The 20,269-nt window shown below is 67.5% G+C and carries 15 protein-coding genes; 7 read left to right on the top strand and 8 right to left on the bottom strand.

Annotated features, from left to right (window positions below):
- Nucleotides 1-25 precede the first annotated feature (25 nt).
- On the bottom strand, nucleotides 26-346 hold the full coding sequence (locus ACUZUJ_RS17240) for a hypothetical protein (RefSeq protein WP_049442643.1): 321 nt from the start codon (nucleotides 344-346) through the stop codon (nucleotides 26-28).
- Between the two features lie 16 nt (nucleotides 347-362).
- The gene (gene aspS / locus ACUZUJ_RS17245; RefSeq protein WP_049442644.1) at nucleotides 363-2,114 is read right to left on the bottom strand and encodes an aspartate--tRNA ligase; all 1,752 of its coding nucleotides are present in this window, start codon (nucleotides 2,112-2,114) and stop codon (nucleotides 363-365) included.
- 158 nt (nucleotides 2,115-2,272) lie between these two features.
- On the opposite strand from aspS, the gene ACUZUJ_RS17250 reads away from it, so the two are divergent.
- Nucleotides 2,273-3,019, top strand: coding sequence for a DUF3011 domain-containing protein (locus ACUZUJ_RS17250; protein WP_119006696.1), 747 nt, complete (start codon nucleotides 2,273-2,275; stop codon nucleotides 3,017-3,019).
- 139 nt (nucleotides 3,020-3,158) lie between these two features.
- Here the strand turns inward: ACUZUJ_RS17250 and ACUZUJ_RS17255 are convergent, their stop codons facing one another.
- From ACUZUJ_RS17255 to blaL2, 4 genes are all read right to left on the bottom strand, one after another.
- Complete coding sequence (locus tag ACUZUJ_RS17255) at nucleotides 3,159-3,800, bottom strand: hypothetical protein (protein WP_014038233.1); 642 nt, start codon at nucleotides 3,798-3,800, stop codon at nucleotides 3,159-3,161.
- 59 nt (nucleotides 3,801-3,859) lie between these two features.
- Nucleotides 3,860-5,416 carry an ArnT family glycosyltransferase gene (locus ACUZUJ_RS17260; protein WP_119006697.1) on the bottom strand — a complete coding sequence of 519 codons (1,557 nt, stop codon included), beginning with the start codon at nucleotides 5,414-5,416 and terminating at the stop codon, nucleotides 3,860-3,862.
- A 104-nt stretch (nucleotides 5,417-5,520) separates the two neighbouring features.
- Nucleotides 5,521-6,750, bottom strand: coding sequence for a cation:proton antiporter (locus ACUZUJ_RS17265; RefSeq protein WP_049442647.1), 1,230 nt, complete (start codon nucleotides 6,748-6,750; stop codon nucleotides 5,521-5,523).
- A gap of 85 nt (nucleotides 6,751-6,835) precedes the next feature.
- The gene (gene blaL2, locus ACUZUJ_RS17270) at nucleotides 6,836-7,750 is read right to left on the bottom strand and encodes a L2 family extended-spectrum class A beta-lactamase (RefSeq protein WP_432592323.1); all 915 of its coding nucleotides are present in this window, start codon (nucleotides 7,748-7,750) and stop codon (nucleotides 6,836-6,838) included.
- 175 nt (nucleotides 7,751-7,925) lie between these two features.
- Here blaL2 and ampR point away from each other — a divergent pair, with 175 nt between their 5' ends.
- Nucleotides 7,926-8,792 carry a LysR family transcriptional regulator AmpR gene (gene ampR / locus ACUZUJ_RS17275; protein ID WP_119006699.1) on the top strand — a complete coding sequence of 289 codons (867 nt, stop codon included), beginning with the start codon at nucleotides 7,926-7,928 and terminating at the stop codon, nucleotides 8,790-8,792.
- A gap of 74 nt (nucleotides 8,793-8,866) precedes the next feature.
- Here the strand turns inward: ampR and ACUZUJ_RS17280 are convergent, their stop codons facing one another.
- Nucleotides 8,867-10,732 carry an ABC-F family ATP-binding cassette domain-containing protein gene (locus ACUZUJ_RS17280; RefSeq protein ID WP_075676456.1) on the bottom strand — a complete coding sequence of 622 codons (1,866 nt, stop codon included), beginning with the start codon at nucleotides 10,730-10,732 and terminating at the stop codon, nucleotides 8,867-8,869.
- A gap of 335 nt (nucleotides 10,733-11,067) precedes the next feature.
- Here ACUZUJ_RS17280 and ACUZUJ_RS17285 point away from each other — a divergent pair, with 335 nt between their 5' ends.
- Nucleotides 11,068-13,455 (top strand): TonB-dependent receptor plug domain-containing protein, encoded by a 2,388-nt coding sequence (locus ACUZUJ_RS17285; RefSeq protein WP_458220760.1) that lies wholly within the window; start codon nucleotides 11,068-11,070, stop codon nucleotides 13,453-13,455.
- A gap of 151 nt (nucleotides 13,456-13,606) precedes the next feature.
- Complete coding sequence (gene ybaL, locus ACUZUJ_RS17290) at nucleotides 13,607-15,304, top strand: YbaL family putative K(+) efflux transporter (RefSeq protein ID WP_049443065.1); 1,698 nt, start codon at nucleotides 13,607-13,609, stop codon at nucleotides 15,302-15,304.
- 491 nt (nucleotides 15,305-15,795) lie between these two features.
- On the opposite strand, the gene ACUZUJ_RS17295 is transcribed toward ybaL, so the two are convergent.
- The gene (locus ACUZUJ_RS17295) at nucleotides 15,796-17,082 is read right to left on the bottom strand and encodes an O-acetylhomoserine aminocarboxypropyltransferase/cysteine synthase family protein (protein ID WP_049443066.1); all 1,287 of its coding nucleotides are present in this window, start codon (nucleotides 17,080-17,082) and stop codon (nucleotides 15,796-15,798) included.
- 180 nt (nucleotides 17,083-17,262) lie between these two features.
- Here ACUZUJ_RS17295 and ACUZUJ_RS17300 point away from each other — a divergent pair, with 180 nt between their 5' ends.
- From ACUZUJ_RS17300 to ACUZUJ_RS17310, 3 genes are all read left to right on the top strand, one after another.
- On the top strand, nucleotides 17,263-18,000 hold the full coding sequence (locus ACUZUJ_RS17300; RefSeq protein ID WP_075676450.1) for a winged helix-turn-helix domain-containing protein: 738 nt from the start codon (nucleotides 17,263-17,265) through the stop codon (nucleotides 17,998-18,000).
- On the top strand, nucleotides 17,997-19,286 hold the full coding sequence (locus ACUZUJ_RS17305; RefSeq protein WP_119006702.1) for an ATP-binding protein: 1,290 nt from the start codon (nucleotides 17,997-17,999) through the stop codon (nucleotides 19,284-19,286). Before ACUZUJ_RS17300 ends, ACUZUJ_RS17305 begins: the two co-directional genes overlap by 4 nt.
- 140 nt (nucleotides 19,287-19,426) lie before the next feature.
- Nucleotides 19,427-20,227, top strand: coding sequence for a MipA/OmpV family protein (locus ACUZUJ_RS17310; RefSeq protein WP_014038243.1), 801 nt, complete (start codon nucleotides 19,427-19,429; stop codon nucleotides 20,225-20,227).
- Nucleotides 20,228-20,269: the final 42 nt, after the last annotated feature.

Raw genomic sequence — 20,269 nt, forward strand, 5'->3', positions numbered from 1 at the left:
AGTTGACGTCAGGGCGAAGCGCGGGTCAAGCCTTTTCAGACGATTCCGCTGCTTCTTCCTCGTCCTCTTCCTCGTATTCCTCTTCGTCTTCGTCCTCTTCTTCCTCGCCTTCCTCGTCCTCGTCGTACTCTTCCTCTTCGTCGTCCTCGTAATCCTCGACGCCGAAGTCTTCACCGTCCCAACGGCCTTCGCCGTCGGCGACGAAGGTCAGGGCCATCGCCGCCGGGTTGGTACCGACGCGGACCAGCCAACCACCGAACACGCGTGCACGCTCGGTGACCAGGGTGGCCTCGGAGCCTTCATTGCCCAGCTTTTCCCACTCCAGCGAAAACGCAAACTCGGTCATTGCCTGGATCTCCTGATCAGTTGGTCTTGGGGCGAACCTGGATGTGCACTTCGGCCAGCTGCGTATCGACGATCGGCGACGGCGCGTCGGTCATCAGATCCTGTGCACCGGTGGTCTTCGGGAACGGGATGACGTCGCGGATCGATTCGGTGCCGGCCATCAGCGCAGCGATGCGGTCGATGCCGAAGGCAATGCCACCGTGCGGCGGCGCGCCGTAGTTCAGCGCGTCGAGCAGGAAGCCGAACTTGGCGCGGGCTTCCTCGGCACCGATGCCGAGCAGCTCGAACACCGCGCTCTGCATGTCCGGACGGTGGATACGGATGGAACCGCCGCCGATTTCATTGCCGTTGAGCACCATGTCGTAGCCGCGCGAGACGGCGGTACGGGCATTGGCGCGCAGGTCGGCGATGTCGTCCACGGCCGGTGCGGTGAAGGGGTGATGCAGGGCGACGTAGCGCTGTTCTTCCTCGTCCCACTCGAACATCGGGAAGTCGGTGACCCACAGCGGGGCCCAGCCGTCGGCGACCAGGCCGAAGTCCTTGCCGGCCTTCAGGCGCAGCGCGCCCATGAAGTCGGAGACCTTGTTGTAGCCACCGGCGCCGAAGAACACGATGTCGCCGTTGCCGGCGCCGACGTGGGCCACCAGCGCAGCGAAGGATTCCTCGCTGAAGAACTTCTGGATCGGCGAGCTGACTTCGCCGTTGTCGGCGATCTTGATGTAGGCCAGGCCCTTGGCGCCGTACTTGGCGGCATGCGCGGCGTACTCGTCGATCTGCTTGCGGCTCAGCGACGCACCGCCCGGGATGCGCAGCGCGGCGACGCGGCCTTCGGCATCATTGGCCGGGCCGGTGAACACCGGGAACTCACTGTCCTTGACCAGCTCGGCCACGTCGACCAGCTCCAGCGCGATGCGCAGGTCCGGCTTGTCCGAACCGTAGCGACGCATCGCCTCGGCCCAGGTCATGCGCGGGAAGCTGGCATCCAGCTGCACGTCGACCACTTCCTTGAAGATGGCGCGGATCATGTCTTCGACGAAGTCCTGCACGTCGCGTTCGCGGACGAAGGCGAACTCCATGTCCAGCTGGGTGAATTCCAGCTGGCGGTCGGCACGCAGGGCTTCATCGCGGAAGCAGCGCGCGATCTGGTAGTAGCGGTCGAAGCCGGCCACCATCAGGATCTGCTTGAACAGCTGCGGGCTCTGCGGCAGGGCGTAGAACTCGCCCGGGTGCATGCGCGCCGGCACCAGGAAGTCGCGCGCGCCTTCCGGAGTGGCCTTGGTCAGGATCGGGGTCTCGATGTCCTGGAAGCCCTTTTCGTCCAGATGGCGGCGCAGCGCCTGCACCAGCTTGATGCGGGTGCGCTGCATGCGCTGCATTTCCGGGCGGCGCAGGTCCAGGTAACGGTACTTCAGGCGGGTTTCCTCGCCCGGGTTCTCGTGGGCGTGGAACGGCAGCGGCGCGGCCTTGTTCAGCACGGTGATGGCGGTGGCGATCACTTCCACCTTGCCAGTGCGCATCTTGTCGTTCACCGCGTGGCGGGCGCGCACGACGCCTTCCACCTGCAGCACGTCCTCATAGCCCAGCGACGCGGCCACGGCGAACACTTCGGCGTTGTCGACCTCCACGGTCACCTGCACGATGCCTTCATGATCCCGGAGATCGATGAAGCAGACGCCGCCCTGGTTACGGGCCACGTCGGTCCAGCCGGCGAGGGTGACAGTCTGGCCAATCAGGGTCTCGTCGACCAGGCCGCAGAAGTGGGTACGCATGGGGGGAAGCTCCGCTGGAGAACGCCGGCACCGGATGGGGGCCGGAAAGCCTCGTATTCTGCGGCCGAGGCCCCGGCCGGGGCAAATCCGGCCAGTCACACCGGCTTGATCGCCCCCTTCCCTATAGTCAGGCACCTGCCACCGTATGGGATGCCGCCATGAAACCGCTGTCCCTGGCCAGCCTGGCCGTGACCCTGAGCCTGGGCACCATCGCCACGCTCGCCCTGCCCTCCGCCCCGGCCGCCGCGCAGGACGGGGTGATCCGCTGCGAGAGCCAGAACAACCGCGAACGGGTCTGCAACACCGGCTGGCGCAATGCGCAGCTGGTCCGCCAGCTGTCCGGCAGCGCCTGCGACGAAGGCCGCACCTGGGGCAGCCGCAATGGCAGCATCTGGGTCACCAATGGCTGCCGTGCCGAATTCGTCGAGGCCCGTGGTGGCTGGGGCGGCGGCAATGGCGGCGGCTGGGGTGGCAACAACGGCCGGCCCGGCGAAACCATACGCTGCGAGAGCCAGAACAACCGCGAGCGCAGCTGCCCGGTCGGCTGGCGCAATGCCCGGCTGGTCCGCCAGCTGTCCGGCAGCCCCTGCAACGAAGGCCGCACCTGGGGCGTGCGCAATGGCGCGATCTGGGTCAGTGGCGGCTGCCGCGCCGAATTCGCCGAGGCCCGCGGCTGGGGCGGTGGCGGCGGTGGTGGTTGGGGCGGCGGCAACAGCAACTACTCGATCACCTGCAGCAGCAACAACAACCGCACGCAGAACTGCGACTGGGATGAGCGCCAGGGTCGGCCGGTGCTGCAGCAGCAGCTGTCCGGCAGCGCCTGCCAGGAGGGCCGCAGCTGGGGCTACGCACGCGGCCAGGTGTGGGTGAGCAATGGTTGCCGGGCGCGCTTCGGCGCGCGCTGAGTGCTGGTTTGAGCATGGGGTCGGATCCCTGGCCGACGGCCAGGGCCCCGGCCAGGTATCCCGCATCCACGCATGGCATGGCTCTACTGGGAATTTTTCCGGGCTCGGAGCCCTCCTCGGGAGGGATCCGACCCCGGGATCAGGGTGCGGGCGCCTTCTCGTCGCCCCACGGTGCGGGGGGCAGGTCGACCGGCTTGCTCAGGTCGAACTTCACGCGGAAACGGCGGCCCTCCGGGCGCGTCAGTTCGTAGACGAAGGTCTGGTCGGGGTCGATCTCCATCGCCCAGGTATTGTGCGTGGAGGCCAGCATGTCGGCACGACGGAACATCGCCACCGAGTCGGCGTCGGCCGGGAACTGCTGGCGCTCGGCGGTGCCCGGTGGCGTGCTGTCACCGCCGTAGAGGGTGATCGCATCCGCGCTGCCATCCTGATGGCGGTGATCGTGCTTCAGGCGCAGGCCGTTTTCGGTGCGGGTCAGCACCCAGGTGCGCGAGTGGTCATCCCCCACATGGAAGGGAATCCGCAATTCATGGGCAGGATCGGCACAGCCGCGCACATGCATCACCAGGCGCTGGCCGGCGAACGGGTCCTTGCCGGTCGGTGCCGGCGTGTCCTCCACCACCCGGCCCTCATAGGCCTGGCCGCAATGGGCGGCGATGGCGGCCATGAAGGCATCGGCCGGTGCGGTCGCCAGATCATGGGCGACTGTATCGGAACGCTGCGAACAGGCAGCGAGGCTGAGCAGGAGGGCGGAAGCGGTAACAACGGCAGGCAGTCTCATGCCCCAACCCTAACCACCCGGGCCGGAGCACGCAAACCGCGCGGACCGGCCACGTCACCTCAGGGGTGCAGCCAGACCTCGCAGCCACCCAGCTCCTGCTTCTGGCCACCGGCGGCATAGCGGCGGGTGATCTCGGCCAGCCATTGCACGCGCTCGGGGCTGCTGCCCAGCTGGTTGGGGCAGTTGACCAGTGCGGCTAGCGGCAATCCACCCAGTGCCGCGTCATCTGCAGCCAGCGATGCGAGTACGTCGTCCGATGCCCAGTCCGGAATCATCACGGCGCGGCGGCCGGAGAAATACGGCAGTTCGGAGGACCAGTCCTGTCCGAATGCGATCACCACGCCCTGCGCCGTCGTACCGGCGCGGATGACATCGGCGATCTGCGAAACCGGTGTCGGCTGGCGTGCTTCCTTGATGTCCTTCAGCGACTTCACCAGGCCAAAGCCCACCGACAGCACGCACAGGAAGATCGCCAGCGCGACGCCACGGCGAGGCTTGCCCGCCGCTTCGGCCGCCAGCACCGTCGACCACAGCACCAGGCCGATGATCGAAGTGGCGAACACGATGTTGGCCGCCTGGTAGTAGGGATGGGCGATGTGCAGGTTGGTGAAGACCAGGAACGGCGCCAGGTAGGCCAGCAGCAGGATCCCCACCGCCACGCGCGTGCGCTTCTGCCACAGCCCGGCGATGACGAAGATCAGGAAGATCCAGTTGGAGCCGATCGCACCGGAGAAGCGCTTTTTGAACACGGTGCCCCACCAGGTGGCCGGATCCAGGCGCTGCTGCAGGGTGCCGTAATTCCACGCGGACAGCGCATCGGAGGTGATGTGCTGGCCCAGCGCCGACTGCGCCTTCAGCGCGTCGGCATGCTGCAGCCACAGGCTGAGCGTGGCCAGCACGGCAAGCGCGGACAGGCCACCCCAGAACAGCAGCCGCCAATGCTGCTGCAGCCACTGCGGGCGCCAGCCATGCTCGCGCAGGGCCAGCCACAGGAAGGCCAGCGCAACGAACGCGGCAAAGCCGAAGAACGAGGTGACCTTGATGGCCGCCGACAGCACGGCTGCGACGATGGCGACCAGGCCCACCCACGCGCGCGACTGGCTACGCAGGCGTGCCATCGCCCAGACGAAGAGCAGGCCGAAGAACACGGCGCTGGACTCCATCATCACCGAGCGCCCCCAGAACTGCGCGTACGGCGAGACGGCAAAGGCGCCGGCCACGCACAGCGCCAGCGTGCGGTCAGGGCGCCACGCCAGCAGCGTGCGGTAGACCAGCCAGATGCAGCCGACATGGAAGACGGTGGAGACCAGCCGCCCGCTGTTGTCGGCACTCATGCCGGTGATGCTGGACAGCAATGCCGCCAACCACTGGTAGAACGGGAACTCGAATGGAATCGACCAGGGCGCACCCAGCACCGGGGTCACGTAGTCCAGCCAGGGGCCGCCGCGCAGCAACCAGTCGATCGACAGTGCAGTCTGCGTCTGCCGGAAACCGGAAGCATCGACCGGTGGCATCGACCAGCTGCAGACCAGCAGGATCAGCAGCGCGACCGCCGAAAACCACAACAGGATCTTGCCCGGCAACAGGCTGCGGTCTGGGTTGCTTTCCTGGGTCACGCCTGTTGCTCCTGACTGTGGCCGCCCACGACAGGGCGCGCTTCACGGGCGCGCAGTGTCTGTGTTGGCGCACGCGAGTGCAAGCCGCTGCGCGCGGCTGCGGCTCAGCCCTGCGGTGGCAGCGACGCCTTCAGCGGCGCGGCGTGGATGACTTCGGTGGCCGCGACCGGCGCGGCCTCGCCCTCGCCCGCCGGCTCCTGCTCCACCGGATCGACGTCGAACGGCGTGCGGAACACCAGCGACGGCAGCAGCGTGGTCAGTGCGGCGTACAGCAGCAGCGCGCCGAACAGTACCGCCGGAATCTGGAAACGCTCGCGCATGATCGCCGCCAGCACCAGGGTGAAGATCAGGGTCGGGGCCAGCGCCAGCGAGACCCGCAGGCTGCTGCGGAAGCTCTCGCCGAACATCACCCGGCGCTGCAGCCAGACCACGCCGATGCGCAGCGGCAGCACCACCAGGGTGATCACGATGCCCAGCCCCAGCGCCTCGAAGCTGAGCGCTTCACTGGGCACCTTGGTGCCGGCGTTGAAGAAATAGAACGGCACGAAAAACGAGGCGAACAGGCGCAGCGCATGCAGGTTCTCGTGCGAGGCCAGCAGCGGCATGCGCTGGTGCAGCAGGCGCGCGACCAGGCCGGCGATGAAGGCACCGACCAGGTAATACACACCCAGCAGATAGGTGATGTACGCCGCGACCATGCCGACCATGACCAGCAGCGAGAACTCCGAACCCGGCGCGTGCGGCGCCACCCAGCGGCCCAGCGCGATGAACAGCAGCGGCAGGCCGACCATCATCGCCAGCAGGGCCAGGCTGGACAGCGCCATGTGCCCCGGGTCGCCGGCCTGCAGCACGATGAACAACGCCGCCAGCGCCAGCAGTTCGCCGGCGATGGCCTTGCTGGTCACCCAGAACCGCTCGTCTTCGCTCAGGCCCAGCCGCGACAGCGAATCCATGATGAAGCCGGTGGAGGGCGTCAGCAGCGCCAGCGCCAGCAGCCCGGCGGCCTGCCACGGCAGCCCCGCGTAGCGCCAGGCCAGCCAGCCCACGCCGAACAGCGTGCCGGTACGGATCACCAGGTGCGCCAGCAGCGGCCACATGCCACGGCGCAACGCCTGCAGATCCACTTCCAGGCCGGCAAACAGGAACAGCGAGGAAATGCCCAGCGTGGCCAGCAGACCGATCACCGCGTCGTGTGCCTGGTCGCCCAGCCAGAGCATGCCGATGATGCCGAACAGCAGGCAGGTCAACGGCGCCGGCAGGCTGAAGCGCTGCAGCGCGCGCGGGATCACCAGCAGCGCGAAGATCAGCAGCAGGTAGATCAACTCATGGCTCATCGGGGTCTTCCGTGGGGTTCGAACGCGCGCAGGATGCGCGTGCCCGACCGATCCGGCAAGCCATTTTCGAATGACCCCGGTTACCTCATCCGATCATCGCATCGGCCAGCGCCCCCACCCGTGCAAGCACCGCTGCACGCTGATCGTCATCGACCGATGCGCCCTGCAGGTAGGCGGTGACCACCCACGCCGCGCCGCCCGCATGCGGCCACAGCACGGCGATGTCGTTGCGCGTGTCATCACCGTTGCTGCCGGTCTTGTCCCCCACCCGCCAGCGCTTGCCCAGCCCGGCGCGCAGGCAGGCATCGCCGGTCTGGTTGTCGATGAGCCAATCGGCGAACTGCTGGCGCGATGCCGGCTGCAGGCCATTGCCCACCGCGAAGCGGGCCAGGCTGGTGGCCATCGCGGCCGGGCTGGTGGTATCGCGCGGGTCTCCTTTCGCGAACAGATTCACGTCCGGCTCGTTGCGGTCATTGCGGGTAACGCTGTCGCCCTGCCCGCGCAGGAATGCCGTCAGCGCCGACGGCCCGCCCACCACGTCCAGCAGCAGGTTGGCCGCGGTGTTGTCGCTGGTGGTCAGCGTGCCCCGGCACAGGTCGCGCACCGTCAGGTCCTTGCCCACATGGCGGCGCGCCACCGGGGCGTAGGACAGCAGATCCTTTTCGGCGATCGGCACACGGGTGTCGAGCGAAACGCGGCCTGCATCGGCAAGGCTCAGCACATGGGCAACCAGCATCGACTTGAACGTGCTGCACATCGGGAAGCGCTCGTCCTGCCGATGCCCGCCGATGCGACGGCCATTACCGGTGTTCAGCACGGTGACGCCCAGGCGGCCACCGCTGGCTTTCTCCAGCGCGGCGAAATCGGCGGCGCCGGCAATGGCGGCGTTCGCGGCGGGTGTGCCGGACGAAGGGGCAACAGCTCGCGCCAACGCCGGGGCAAGCAGCGAGGAAGCAACGGCAGCACCACTGAACTGCAGGAATCGGCGACGGGCGAGCATAGGGGTTCTCCTGGTGACCGCTCGATTATTGGCCCCTCCACTGCAGCCGACCAGCGCGAAAAATCAAGGCAAGCCATAAGTTGAATTCATACCTGTCGCAATCAACTCATTGAGATTTACGAAATTCCTCAGTGAACGGGTAGGATCAGCCATCACCCTGGCTCACGGCTTTCCGATGCTGCACCCGACCCTGCCGCTGAACGCGCTGCGCGCTTTCGAAGCCGCCGCCCGCCACCAGAACTTCACCCGTGCCGCGCTCGAGCTGTGCGTCAGCCAGGCCGCGCTGAGCCACCAGATCCGGGGGCTGGAGGACCGACTCGGCATCCGCCTGTTCCATCGCCTGCCGCGCGGCGTGGCGCTGACCGACGAGGGCGCGGCGCTGTATCCGGTACTCAACGAATCGTTCGAGCGCATCTCGGCCAGCATCGCGCGCTACACCGGCGGGCCGGCCCGCGAAGTACTGACGCTGGGCGTGGTCGGCACCTTCGCCACCGGTTGGCTGCTGCCACGGCTGGCGGCGTTCGAGGCCGCGCACCCGGACATCGAGCTGCGCCTGCAGACCCACAACAACCGCATCGACCTGGCCGGCGAAGGGCTGGACCTGGCGATCCGCTTCGGCGATGGCGACTGGCAGGGTCAGGCCTGCACGGCGATCCTCGATGCGCCGTTCACACCGCTGTGCGCCCCGGCATTGGCGCGGCGACTGAAGCAACCGCGCGACCTCGCCACACTGCCGTTGTTGCGTTCCTACCGCAGCGACGAATGGCCGCGCTGGCTGCAGGCAGCCGGGGTCAGCGGCGTGGAAGCCCGCGGGCCGGTGTTTGATTCGTCGCTGACGGTGGCGATGGCTGCCGCCGGGGGTGCCGGCGTGGCCTTGCTGCCCTTGCGCATGTTCGAGCAGGAACTGGCCGAAGGCCGCCTGCTGCAGCCCTTCGGCACCACCCTGGAGCTGGGCCGTTACTGGCTGACGCGGCTGCGCTCGCGCGCCGAGCGCGAGCCGGCCAAGCGCTTCCGCGAGTGGCTGCAGGCGCAGGGCACATAACAAAAAGGGGACGGAGGGGATTAAGTCGTATGTGCACATACGACTTAATCCCCTCCGTCCCCTTTTTCGCGGAGTCAGGACTCCAGCAGCTCCATCCAGGCGGCTTCGGCCTTTTCCAGCTGCGCGGCGGCGGTTTCGCGGTCGCGGCCGATCACTGCCATGCGGGTGGCGTCGGCGTAGTTGGCCGGGTCGGCCAGCTGGCGGTCCAGCTCGGCCACCGCGCCTTCCAGCTCGGCCACCTTGGCCTCGGCGGCAGCCAGCTTGTGCGGGTTCACCGGCTTCTTCTGCACCACCTGCGCCACCGGGGCGGTCTTGACCACCACCGGCTCTTCCACCTGTTCCATGCGCGCCTTGGTGCCCTGCGCCTGCGGACGGGTGCGCAGCCATGCGGCGTACGCATCCAGGTCGCCGTCGAACGGCTCGACCACGCCATCGGCCACGCGCCAGTAGGTATCGCAGACCAGGCCGATCAGATGGCGGTCATGCGAGACCATCACGATCGCGCCTTCGAAGGTGGCCAGTGCTTCGGCCAGCGCTTCGCGCATTTCCAGGTCAAGGTGGTTGGTCGGTTCGTCCAGCAGCAGCACATTCGGCTGCTGCCAGGCGATCAGCGCCAGCGCCAGGCGCGCGCGCTCGCCGCCGGAGAAACCATCGACCGGCTCGAACGCGCGGTCGCCCGGGAAGTTCCACTTGCCAAGGAAATCGCGGAACGACTGGTTCGGTGCGTCCGGCGCGATCTCGCGGAAATGCTCCATCGGCGACTGGCCTTCGTGCAGCGACTCCACCGTGTGCTGGGCGAAGTAGCCGATCTTCAGGTCCGGGTGCGCCATGCGCTCGCCGACGATCGGCGCCAGCTCGCCCACCAGGGTCTTCACCAGGGTGGTCTTACCGGCACCGTTGGGGCCGAGCAGGCCGATGCGCTGGCCCGCTTCCAGGCCGAAGCCGACGTTGTGCAGGATCACCGCGTCCTTGCCGTAGCCGGCCTCGACGTGGTTCAGGCGGATCAGCGAGAACGGCAGCTTGGCCGGCGGCGCGAACTCGATGCGGAACTCGCGCTCGGCACGCACCGCTTCGGTGCCGGCCAGCTTGGCCAGGCGCTTCATGCGGCTCTGCGCCTGCGCGGCCTTGCTGGCCTGCGCCTTGAAGCGGTCGATGAAGCTCTGCAGGTGGGCACGCTCGGCCTGTTCCTTCTCGTGCGCGATCTGCTGCTGGCGCAGCTGTTCGGCGCGCTGGCGCTCGAAGTCGGTGTAGCCGCCCGGATAGAGCTTGGCGCCGCCACCGTGCAGGTGCAGGGTGTGGGTGGCCACGTTGTCGAGGAACTCGCGGTCATGCGAGATCAGCAGCAGGGTGCCCGGATACTTCAGCAGCCACTGCTCCAGCCAGTACACCGCGTCCAGATCCAGGTGGTTGGTCGGTTCGTCCAGCAGCAGCAGGTCGCTTGGCATCATCAGCGCGCGGGCCAGGTTCAGGCGCACGCGCCAGCCGCCGGAGAACGAGGACACCGCGCGGTGGTGGGTCTCTGCCGGGAAACCGAGGCCGTGCAGCAGCTTGCCGGCGCGCGCTTCGGCGTCGTAGGCATTGAGCTCGGCCATCTTGGTGTGCGCCTCGGCCACCGCTTCCCAGTCTTCGCGGGCGGTCGCGTCGGCCTCGGCGGCCAGCACCGCGGCCACCTCGATGTCACCGCCCAGCACGAAGCTCAGCGCCGGGTCGGGCAGCGACGGGGTTTCCTGGGCAACGCTGGCGATGCGCACCTTGCCGGGCAGGTCGACATCGCCCTTGTCTGCCTCCAGCTCGCCCTTCACCGCCGCGAACAGGCTGGACTTGCCAGCACCGTTGCGGCCGACCACACCCACCCGGTAACCGGCATGCAGGGTCAGGTCGACATTGGACAACAGCAGCCGCTCGCCGCGGCGCAAGGCGAAATTACGAAGCGAAATCATGGGGGAAGGCGTCCATATAACCGAATGGAATGTGCTGGTGAGCACTGTTCCTGCGACGCAATTCTAGCGTTAACGAATACTTGACGCGCCCCGGGATGCGCGGCGGCCGGCGTTCCTCTCTCCCACGTCCTCGCCGCGCGCCTCCCGGGCCCCCTCCCCGCGAGTGCCGATCCGGGCTAAATGGTTGCTGCTGCAACGTTTTTTCCGATGACCGGCATTTGACAGCCACTGAATATCCCGTTAATTCCTGCTTTGCGCACCGCAACAACCGCCGTCCGCCTCACCCCCGTGATGTCGATTCCGGTGCCGCCCCCGCCAACCGGAGCCCCATCCCGATGACCCGCAAGACCAGCCTGATCGCCGCCGCCGTCGCTGTCGCACTCGGTGGCTCTCCGTTCGTCGCCGCTGCCCAGCAGACCGGCACCGCCGCCAACACCCTGGACACGGTGATCGTCACCGGCACCCGCGTGGCCGACCGCACGGTCGCCGAATCGCAGTCGCCGATCGACATCATCACCCGCGAAGCCCTGCAGTCCACCGGCACCAGCGAACTGGCCACCGCGCTGTCGCGCGCGCTGCCCTCGCTGAACTTCCCGCGCCCGGCCCTGACCGACGGCACCAGCGGCGTGCGCCCGGCGCAGCTGCGCGGCCTGTCGCCGGACCAGGTGCTGGTGCTGGTCAACGGCAAGCGCCGCCATACCTCGGCGATGATCAACGTCAACGGCAGCATCGGCCGTGGTTCGTCGGCAGTGGACATCAACGCGATCCCGATCGCCGCCATCGAGCGCGTGGAAGTGCTGCGCGACGGTGCGTCGGCGCAGTACGGCTCGGACGCCATCGCCGGCGTCATCAACATCGTGCTCAAGGGCAGCGGCAGTGGCGGCAGCCTGGCGGTGGACTACGGCCAGTACTCGGCCGGTGACGGCAACAAGTACCAGCTTTCCGGCGATACCGGCGTCGAGTTCGGCAACGGCCGTGGCCGCGTGCACGTGGCCGGCCAGATCAGCCAGCAGGACGAGAGCAACCGTGCCGGCCCGTACCGCGGCACCACCCCGAACACCGGCAACTACCCGAGCGTCGGCCAGAAGACCTTCATCGTCGGCGACCCGCGCGTGGATGCCACCGCTGCCTCGGTCAATGCCAGCTTCGATTTCAGCGACCGCGTGACCGGCTACGCCAGCGCGCTGCTCAGCAACCGCGACATCACCTCCTTCGCGTTCTACCGCTCGCGCAACCACAACGGGCAGACGGCGCTGCTGGCGCAGACCTATCCGGACGGCTTCGTGCCGGAGATCAACCAGTACTCCAAGGACCGCTCGCTGGTGGCCGGGGTCAAGGGCAACACCGACAACGGCTGGACCTGGGACCTGAGCCTGAATCACGGCGAGAACACCCTCGACTTCCACACCCGCAACAGCATCAACTACAGCCTCGGCGCAACCAGCCCGCGCTCGTTCTACGACGGCACGCTGAAGTACCAGCAGGACATCTTCAATGCCGACCTGACCAAGTCGCTGGACTGGGGCCTGGCCTACCCGGTCACGTTGTCCTTCGGCGGTGAGTACCGCAAGGAGAAGTGGGACCAGAAGCCGGGCGAGCTGAACTCGTACACCGGCAGTGGCGCGCAGGGCTTCGGCGGCTTCACCCCGACCAATGAAGTGCATGCCGACCGCCACAACTACGCGGTCTATGCGGGTCTGGAAGCCGACCTGACCGAGAAGTTCTCGGCTGGCATCACCGGCCGCTACGAGGACTACTCGGACTTCGGCGACCGCTTCTCCGGCAAGCTGTCGGCGCGCTATGCGTTCACCGACAAGGTCGCGCTGCGGGCCACCGCCTCCAGCGGCTTCCGTGCACCGTCGCTGGCGCAGCAGGGCTACCAGGCGGTCACCAGCCAGTTCACCAACGGCGTGTTCGTCGAGCGCGGTACCTTCCCGACCACCAGCCAGGCCGCACAGGCACTGGGCGCCTCGCCGCTGAAGGCCGAGACCTCCACCTCCTACAGCCTGGGCCTGGTGCTGCAGCCGGTCGACCGCCTGTACATCACCGTTGATGCGTATCAGATCGACATCGACGACCGCATCGCGCTGTCATCGAGCATCACCACCAATGCCGCCAGCAGCGCGCTGCTGACCACGCTCGGCCTGCCGCAGGTGACCGCGTTCTCGTACTTCACCAACGGCCTGGATACGCGCACCCGTGGCGTCGACTTCGTGTCCAGCTACACGGTGCCGTTCAGTGCCAGCAGCCTGGAACTGACCGCCGCGTACAGCTACAACGACACTGAAGTGCGCCGCGTCGGCGGCACCCCGGCGGTATTCGGCACGCTGGGCCTGAACCAGTCGCTGATCGGCCGCGATGAGATCGGCCGCATCGAGGACAGCTACCCACGCGACAAGGCGATCCTGAGCGGCACCTGGCGTTCGGATCACTGGGAACTGGGCCTGGCCGCAACCCGCTACGGCAAGTTCACCGTGCGCAACTCGGCCACCGCGCTGCGCGACCAGACCTACGGTGACAAGTGGGTGCTGGATGCCTCGGCCAGCTACAAGCCGAGCAGCAACTGGACGCTGACCGTCGGTGCCGACAACCTGCTGAACGAGTACCCGGACCGCACCGAAGACCTGCAGAACTCCACCTTCGGCATGCTGCCGTACAGCAACTACTCGCCGTTCGGCTTCAACGGCGCGTACGTGTACGGGCGGGTCAAGTACACCTGGTAAGTGGTAGCGCCGGCCGCTGGCCGGCAATCCCCTGGTGGGGTCAGATCCCTTTTCCTGCGGAAAAGGGATCTGACCCCATTCGCATTTAAGGTTTGCCGTATCTGGCCTCATCGGTGAAAATCGGGATACCCCCGATTGCCTGCGAGTGCCGATGCACCATGACACCGACCTGATCAACATCGTTGCCGTTGGCCTCGGGCTCGCCTTCATCTTCGGCGCGCTGGCCAACAAGCTCCGCTTGTCTCCCCTGGTCGGTTACCTGGTTGCTGGCATCTGCGTAGGTCCGTTCACTCCCGGCTTCGTCGCCGACCAGGCGCTGGCCAACCAGCTGGCCGAGCTGGGCGTGATGCTGCTGATGTTCGGCGTCGGCCTGCACTTCTCGCTGAAGGACCTGATGGCGGTCAAGGCCATCGCCATCCCCGGTGCCATCGGCCAGATCGCCGTGGCCACCCTGCTCGGCTGGGGCGTGGCCTCGCTGATGGGCTGGCCCGCCATCCATGGCGTCATCTTCGGTTTCTCGCTGGCCACCGCCAGTACCGTGGTACTGCTGCGGGCGATGGAGGAACGCCGCCTGCTGGAGACCATGCGCGGCAAGATCGCGGTCGGCTGGCTGATCGTGGAAGACCTGGCCTGTGTGCTGGCGCTGGTGATGATGCCGGTGATGGCCGGTGTGTTCGGCCCCGACGCGGCCAAGGAATCGCACTCGCTGGGCAGCGTGCTGGCCGACATCGGCTGGACCTTCGTGCAGCTGGGCCTGTTCGTGGCGGTGATGCTGGTGGTCGGGCGCCGGGTCATTCCGTGGATCCTCGAACGTATCGCCGGTACCGGTTCGCGCGAACTGTTCACCCTGTCGGTGCTGGCGATCGCGCTGGGCGTGGCGTTCGGCTCGGCGATGCTGTTCGGCGTCTCGTTCGCGCTGGGCGCGTTCTTCGCCGGCATGCTGCTCAACGAATCGGAGCTGAGCCACAAGGCCGCGCATGATTCGCTGCCGCTGCGCGATGCGTTCGCGGTGCTGTTCTTCGTCTCGGTCGGCATGCTGTTCGACCCCAACATCCTCATCCAGCACCCGTGGCAGGTGCTGGCCACCGTGCTGATCATCATGTTCGGCAAGTCGGCCGCCGCCTTCTTCATCGTGCGTGCATTCGGCCACCCGACCAGCACCGCACTGACCATCTCGGCCAGCCTGGCGCAGATCGGCGAATTCGCCTTCATCATCGCCGGCCTCGGCGTGGCACTGCAGATCCTGCCGAAGGAAGGCCAGTCGCTGGTGCTGGCCGGTGCGCTGGTGTCGATCATGCTCAACCCGCTGGTGTTCGGCCTGCTGGACCGTTGGCAGGCCAAGCAGGAACAGCAGCCGCAGCCGGCCGAGCCGGAAGAAGCCATCGGCCCGTCGCGTGACCTGAACGCGCACGCCATCGTGATCGGCTACGGCCGGGTCGGCAGCGAGCTGGCGCAGGTGCTGCGGGATCGCGGCGTACCGGTGCTGGTGATCGATGACAACAAGGACCACGTGGAGCGAGCGCATGCCAATGGCATCGCGGCGATCCGTGGCAGCGCCGCCGCCGACCGGGTACTGGCCGAGGCCCATCCCGAGCGCGCGAAGATCGCAGTGCTGGCGATTCCGCAGCCGCTGGAAGCCGGCGAGGCGCTGGCCAAGCTGCGTGCGATCAACCCGGAGCTGACCCTGCTGGCGCGTGCGCACAGCGATGCCGAAGTGAAGCATCTGCTGGAGCACGGCGCCGATGGCACGGTGATGGCCGAGCGCGAGCTGGCGTATTCGCTGGCGGAGATGATCATGTCCACGCCGCCGTACCGGAATCTGGGGCAGCACAGCATTCCGGTGGTGTGAGGGGTGTGCGTGCGGCAGGGCTTGCAGCCCTGCACCTGCCGAGACAACTTCAACTGCAACGGCAACGGCAACGGCAACAGCAAAAGCTGGCATTCCGTGGGATGGCGGGGCGGGTCCGGTTGCAGGGGACGCCGTGAATCCGTCCATGGAGGCTCGGTCGCGCCATCCATGGCGCTCACGCCCCTGCAACCGGACCTACCCCGCCTTCGACAATTTCCTGCGATCTGCAGTAGATCCACGCCATGCGTGGATGCTGTTCGATGAAATGTCGGAATGTTCGATTCCGATGGAGATACATCCACGCATGGCGTGGATCTACCGGGTTGGATGCCGGCCAACGGTGCATGGGAAACAAAAAATCCCCGGTCGACCCGCATCGACCGGGGATCTGGATCGCCACGTTGCCACTGCCTTGGAGAGGCAGTTCCACCGTAGCGCATCGCGTTGCCAGTGGTGATCGCCTGTGGCGATATGCACCAAGCGTGCGGCTATCAGGCGCCGGCCAGGGCCTGCTCCAGGTCGGCGCGCAGGTCGCCGATGTGTTCGATGCCGATCGACAGCCGCACGGTGTCCTCGCTGACACCGGCCTTTGCCAGCTCCGCTGCATCCAGCTGGCGATGGGTGGTCGAGGCCGGATGGGTGGCCAGTGACTTCGCATCGCCCAGGTTGACCAGGCGGGTGAACAGCTTCAGTGCATCGAGGAAGCGCGCGCCGGCCTCGCGCCCACCGGGCAGGCCGAAGGTCAACACGCCCGAGCCGTGCCCACCCAGGTAGCGCTGCGCGGCGGCATGCTCCGGGTCGTCGGCCAGTCCGGCGTAGCGCACCCAGGCCACCTTGGCATGCGCCTTCAGGAACTGCGCGACGGCCAGCGCATTGGCATTGATGCGTTCCATGCGCAGGGCCAGGGTCTCGATGCCCTGCAGGATCAGGAAGGCATTGAACGGCGACAGCGCCGCGCCGGTATTGCGCAGTGGCACCACGCGCGCGCGGCCGATGTAGGCCGCCGGCCCCAGTGCTTCGGTATAGACCACGCCGTGGTAACTGGGGTCTGGCTGGTTGAGGCGCGCGAAGCGGTTGGGTTGCGCGGCCCAGTCGAAGCGGCCGGAATCGATGATCGCGCCGCCCAGGCTGGTGCCGTGGCCGCCGAGGTACTTGGTCAGCGAATGCACCACGATGTCGGCACCGTGCTCGAACGGGCGCAGCAGGAACGGCGTGGCCACCGTGTTGTCGACGATCAGCGGCACGCCGGCGGCATGCGCGACCTCGGCGATGGCGGCGATGTCGGTGACGTTGCCGCGCGGGTTGCCGATGGATTCGACGAACACCGCCTTGGTGCGTTCGTCGATCAGGGTGGCGAACGCGGCTGGATCGGCCGGATCGGCGAAACGCGCCTGGATGCCGTACTGCGGCAGCGTGTGCGCCAGCAGGTTGAGGCTGCCACCGTACAGCGCACTGGAGGCGACGATGTTGTCGCCGGCCTCGGCAATGGTCTGGATGGCATAGGTGATCGCGGCCTGTCCCGAGGCAAGCGCCAGCGCGCCGATGCCGCCTTCCAGCGCGGCCAGGCGCTGCTCCAGCACGTCAGTAGTGGGGTTCATGATGCGGGTGTAGATGTTGCCCGGCACCTTGAGGTCGAACAGGTCGGCACCGTGCTGGGTGTCATCGAACGCATACGCTACGGTCTGGTAGATCGGTACCGCCACCGCGCGGGTGGTCGGGTCGGGACGGTAGCCGCCGTGCACGGCCAGGGTTTCCAGTTGCCACTGCGGGTCGCTCATTGCACCAGGCTCCATCCGGGGAAACCGCCACCATAGGCCAGCCGGGGCCGGCCGCTGAAAGCCGCTGGCGATGACGTCCGTACCCGCGGTTATCAGGTTGGCCGCGATTCAGGCAGCCGTCATGGGCCGTTGCTAGGCTTCGCCGCCGGGCGCTCCTGCCCGGGCACGGAGGCCCCACGCATGCAGCCATCCCCCTGGACTCCCCCTGCCAGCAGTTCGCCCACGTCGGTCCTGCTGGTGGAGGACGACCGTCGCCTGGCCGAACTGGTGAGCGACTACCTGCACGAACATGGCTTCGCCGTGCAGCACGTGCCCCGTGGTGACCTTGCCGGTGCGGCCTGCCGGCAGCATGCCCCGGAACTGGTGGTGCTGGACCTGATGCTGCCCGGCCTCGGGGGCATCGATGTGTGCCGGCAGATCCGCAGCTTCTCCGATGTGCCGATCCTGATGCTGACCGCTTGCGAGGACGACATCGAACAGGTGCTGGGCCTGGAATCGGGTGCCGATGACTATGTGCACAAGCCGATCGAACCACGCCTGCTGCTGGCCCGCCTGCGCGCCCTGCTGCGCCGCCGCCATGGCAGCAGCAACACCGGCACGCCCAGCCGGCTGATGCATGGGCAACTGCTGATCGATCGCATGCAGCGTGAAGTGCATCTGCACGGTGCGGCGGTGGATGTGGGCACCACCGAGTTCGAGATCCTGTGGCTGCTGGCCAGCCAGCCGGGGCAGATTCTGTCGCGTGACCAGATCCTGCAGGCGGTGCGCGGCATCGGCTTCGACGGCCTGGACCGCAGCGTTGACGTCTGCATCGGCAAGCTGCGCCGCAAGCTCGGCGACGATGCGCGCGAACCGCGGCGGATCAAGACCGTGTGGGGGCGCGGCTACCAGTTCAATCCTGCGGCCTGGTCGGAATGAAGCGGCTGTTCCTGTGGCTGTGGTTCGTCACCGGCGCCTGCTTCCTGGTCTCGGTGTTCTTCCTCAACCACATCCTGGATGGCATCTACACGCCCGTGCAGGATCGCGTGTTCGTGGAGCAGGTACGCGGGCAGGTGTACGCCCTGCGCAGTGGCCTTGCGGGCCTGGACGCCGGCCAGCAGCGTGAGCGCCTGCAGCAGTTGCAACCACACTACGGCATCGCCCTGACCCTGCTCGACAATCCTCCCGCGCTCACACCGCAGGAACAGGCGGCCGTGCAGGCCGATGGCTTCATCGTGCGCGATCAGTACCAGCAGGTCCTGCTGCCCATCGAGGGCATCGGCGGCCGCTGGCTGCACCTGCGCCTGCCCGGCGCGGTGCAGATGACGATGTACATGACCATCGCGGCCTACCTCAGCATCCTGCTGCTGGTCGGCGCCAGCCTGTATGCCTGGGTACGCCTGCTCTGGCGCGATCTGGAAGCCCTGCGCCGGCACGCCGATCGCATCGGTGCCGGCGATCTGCAGGCGCGCGCGCAGGTTTCGCCACGCTCGCAGATACGCGTCATCGTCGACCATTCCAACCGCATGGCCGCGCGCGTGGCCGAGCTGGTGCAGCGCCAGCGCGACCTCACCCATGCCATTTCGCACGAACTGCGCACGCCCATCGCACGCGTGGCCTTCGGCCTGGACCTGATGCAGGACAGCGATGATCGCGATCGCCGCGTACGGCTGGCACAAGGCCTGCACGGCGACCTGGCCGAGCTCAACCGGCTGGTCAGCGAACTGCTGGCCTACGAACGGCTGGAGCATCCCAGCGAAGGCGAACCAATGCAGCGGATTGAAGCCAACGACTGGCTGCAGGCCTGCCTGGCCGATGCCCGCCGCGATGCCGAACGTGCCGGCCTGGTGTTGCGCGTGCAGCCCAGCGCCCTGCAGCGCGTGGATGCCGAGCCACGCCTGCTGCAGCTGGCGCTGAGCAACCTGGTCGGCAATGCGCTGCGCCACGCGCGCTCGCAGGTGGAAGTGTCGCTGGTGGGTGTGGGCGGACGCGCCTGCCTGCGCGTGGACGATGACGGCCCGGGCATCGCCGAGGCCGACCACGAAAAGGTGATGCGCCCGTTCACCCGCCTGGATGACAGCCGCAGCCGCGACACCGGCGGCTTCGGCCTGGGCCTGGCCATCGTCGGCCGCATTGCAGCCCGCCACGGCGGCGAGCTGCGCATCAGTCGCGCCACGCTGGGCGGCGCACGCCTGGAAATGCACTGGCCGCTGGCTGCCAGCTGAACGCGCTGGGCCGCGATTACAGTTGATTACAACTCCCGCACAACTGCGGACGGATCGGTCGCCGGCGTATCGCCACGCTGGCGACCCTGCAGCACTCGCCGGATGCGCGCGCTGCTTTCCTCCCATTGCCGAGAGTTTCCATGTCCCAGCTTCGCCGTTCCCCCACCCTGCTCTGCCTGGCCCTGCTGCCGCTGTTTGCCACGCCGATCGCCCACGCCAAGGATGACCACTGGACCTTCGAGCTCGCCGCCGGTGGTGGCGTGACCCCGCGTTACAGCGGCAGCGAGGAGTATCGTGCGACGCCGTCGCTGTCCTTCGATGTCACCTCGCCGGGGGGCTGGTTTCTGGGCACCAGTGGCATCGGCTGGGGCACCGCCCTCGGCGAGCACACCCGCGTGCGCGCCTACGTCGGCGCCAGCGGCATCCGCAAGGACAAGGACTCGCTGCTCGGCGGTTCGGACTTCCTGCGCGGCATGGGCGATATCGATACCCGTCCCCTAGTCGGTGTCTCGGCTGGTTATACGCTGGGCGAAGCCGTGCTGAGCGGCTCCTGGCAGTTCACCCGCAAGGACGAGGACAAGGCCGAGAACGGCCTGGCCACCCAGCAGATCCACCTGAACCTGACCCTGCCGCTGTTCGACCTGGCCGGAGGCGTGGTCAGCGGCAGCGTGTCCACCGACTACGGCAACCGTGGCTACATGCAGACCTGGTACGGCGTCAGCCCGGAACAGGCCAAACGCACGGGCTTCGCCGAGCACAAACCGAAGGCCGGCCTGGTCAGCGCCGGTGTCGGCCTGAAGTGGAGCCACCGCGCGGGCCGCAACGGCAACTGGTACATCTCGGCCGAAGGCACGCGCCTGCTCGGCGATGCGGCCAACAGCCCGATCGTGCAGAAACCCAACCAGTTCGGGCTGATGAGCGGGTACACACACCGCTTCTGAGGACGCGCCGGGCCGGGCCCGGCGTTACTCACAGGAAACGGG

Source organism: Stenotrophomonas sp. S4 (assembly GCF_054187805.2).

What these genes read in the sequence shown, in the direction of transcription:
- ACUZUJ_RS17240 (WP_049442643.1), bottom strand. Translation starts at nt 346, where the DNA reads ATGACCGAGTTTGCGTTTTCGCTGGAGTGGGAAAAGCTGGGCAATGAA.
- ACUZUJ_RS17300 (WP_075676450.1), top strand. Translation starts at nt 17,263, where the DNA reads ATGCAGCCATCCCCCTGGACTCCCCCTGCCAGCAGTTCGCCCACGTCG.
- ACUZUJ_RS17265 (WP_049442647.1), bottom strand. Translation starts at nt 6,750, where the DNA reads ATGAGCCATGAGTTGATCTACCTGCTGCTGATCTTCGCGCTGCTGGTG.
- blaL2 (WP_432592323.1), bottom strand. Translation starts at nt 7,750, where the DNA reads ATGCTCGCCCGTCGCCGATTCCTGCAGTTCAGTGGTGCTGCCGTTGCT.
- ACUZUJ_RS17280 (WP_075676456.1), bottom strand. Translation starts at nt 10,732, where the DNA reads ATGATTTCGCTTCGTAATTTCGCCTTGCGCCGCGGCGAGCGGCTGCTG.
- ACUZUJ_RS17305 (WP_119006702.1), top strand. Translation starts at nt 17,997, where the DNA reads ATGAAGCGGCTGTTCCTGTGGCTGTGGTTCGTCACCGGCGCCTGCTTC.
- ybaL (WP_049443065.1), top strand. Translation starts at nt 13,607, where the DNA reads ATGCACCATGACACCGACCTGATCAACATCGTTGCCGTTGGCCTCGGG.
- ACUZUJ_RS17310 (WP_014038243.1), top strand. Translation starts at nt 19,427, where the DNA reads ATGTCCCAGCTTCGCCGTTCCCCCACCCTGCTCTGCCTGGCCCTGCTG.
- ACUZUJ_RS17250 (WP_119006696.1), top strand. Translation starts at nt 2,273, where the DNA reads ATGAAACCGCTGTCCCTGGCCAGCCTGGCCGTGACCCTGAGCCTGGGC.
- ampR (WP_119006699.1), top strand. Translation starts at nt 7,926, where the DNA reads ATGCTGCACCCGACCCTGCCGCTGAACGCGCTGCGCGCTTTCGAAGCC.
- ACUZUJ_RS17255 (WP_014038233.1), bottom strand. Translation starts at nt 3,800, where the DNA reads ATGAGACTGCCTGCCGTTGTTACCGCTTCCGCCCTCCTGCTCAGCCTC.
- ACUZUJ_RS17295 (WP_049443066.1), bottom strand. Translation starts at nt 17,082, where the DNA reads ATGAGCGACCCGCAGTGGCAACTGGAAACCCTGGCCGTGCACGGCGGC.
- ACUZUJ_RS17285 (WP_458220760.1), top strand. Translation starts at nt 11,068, where the DNA reads ATGACCCGCAAGACCAGCCTGATCGCCGCCGCCGTCGCTGTCGCACTC.
- aspS (WP_049442644.1), bottom strand. Translation starts at nt 2,114, where the DNA reads ATGCGTACCCACTTCTGCGGCCTGGTCGACGAGACCCTGATTGGCCAG.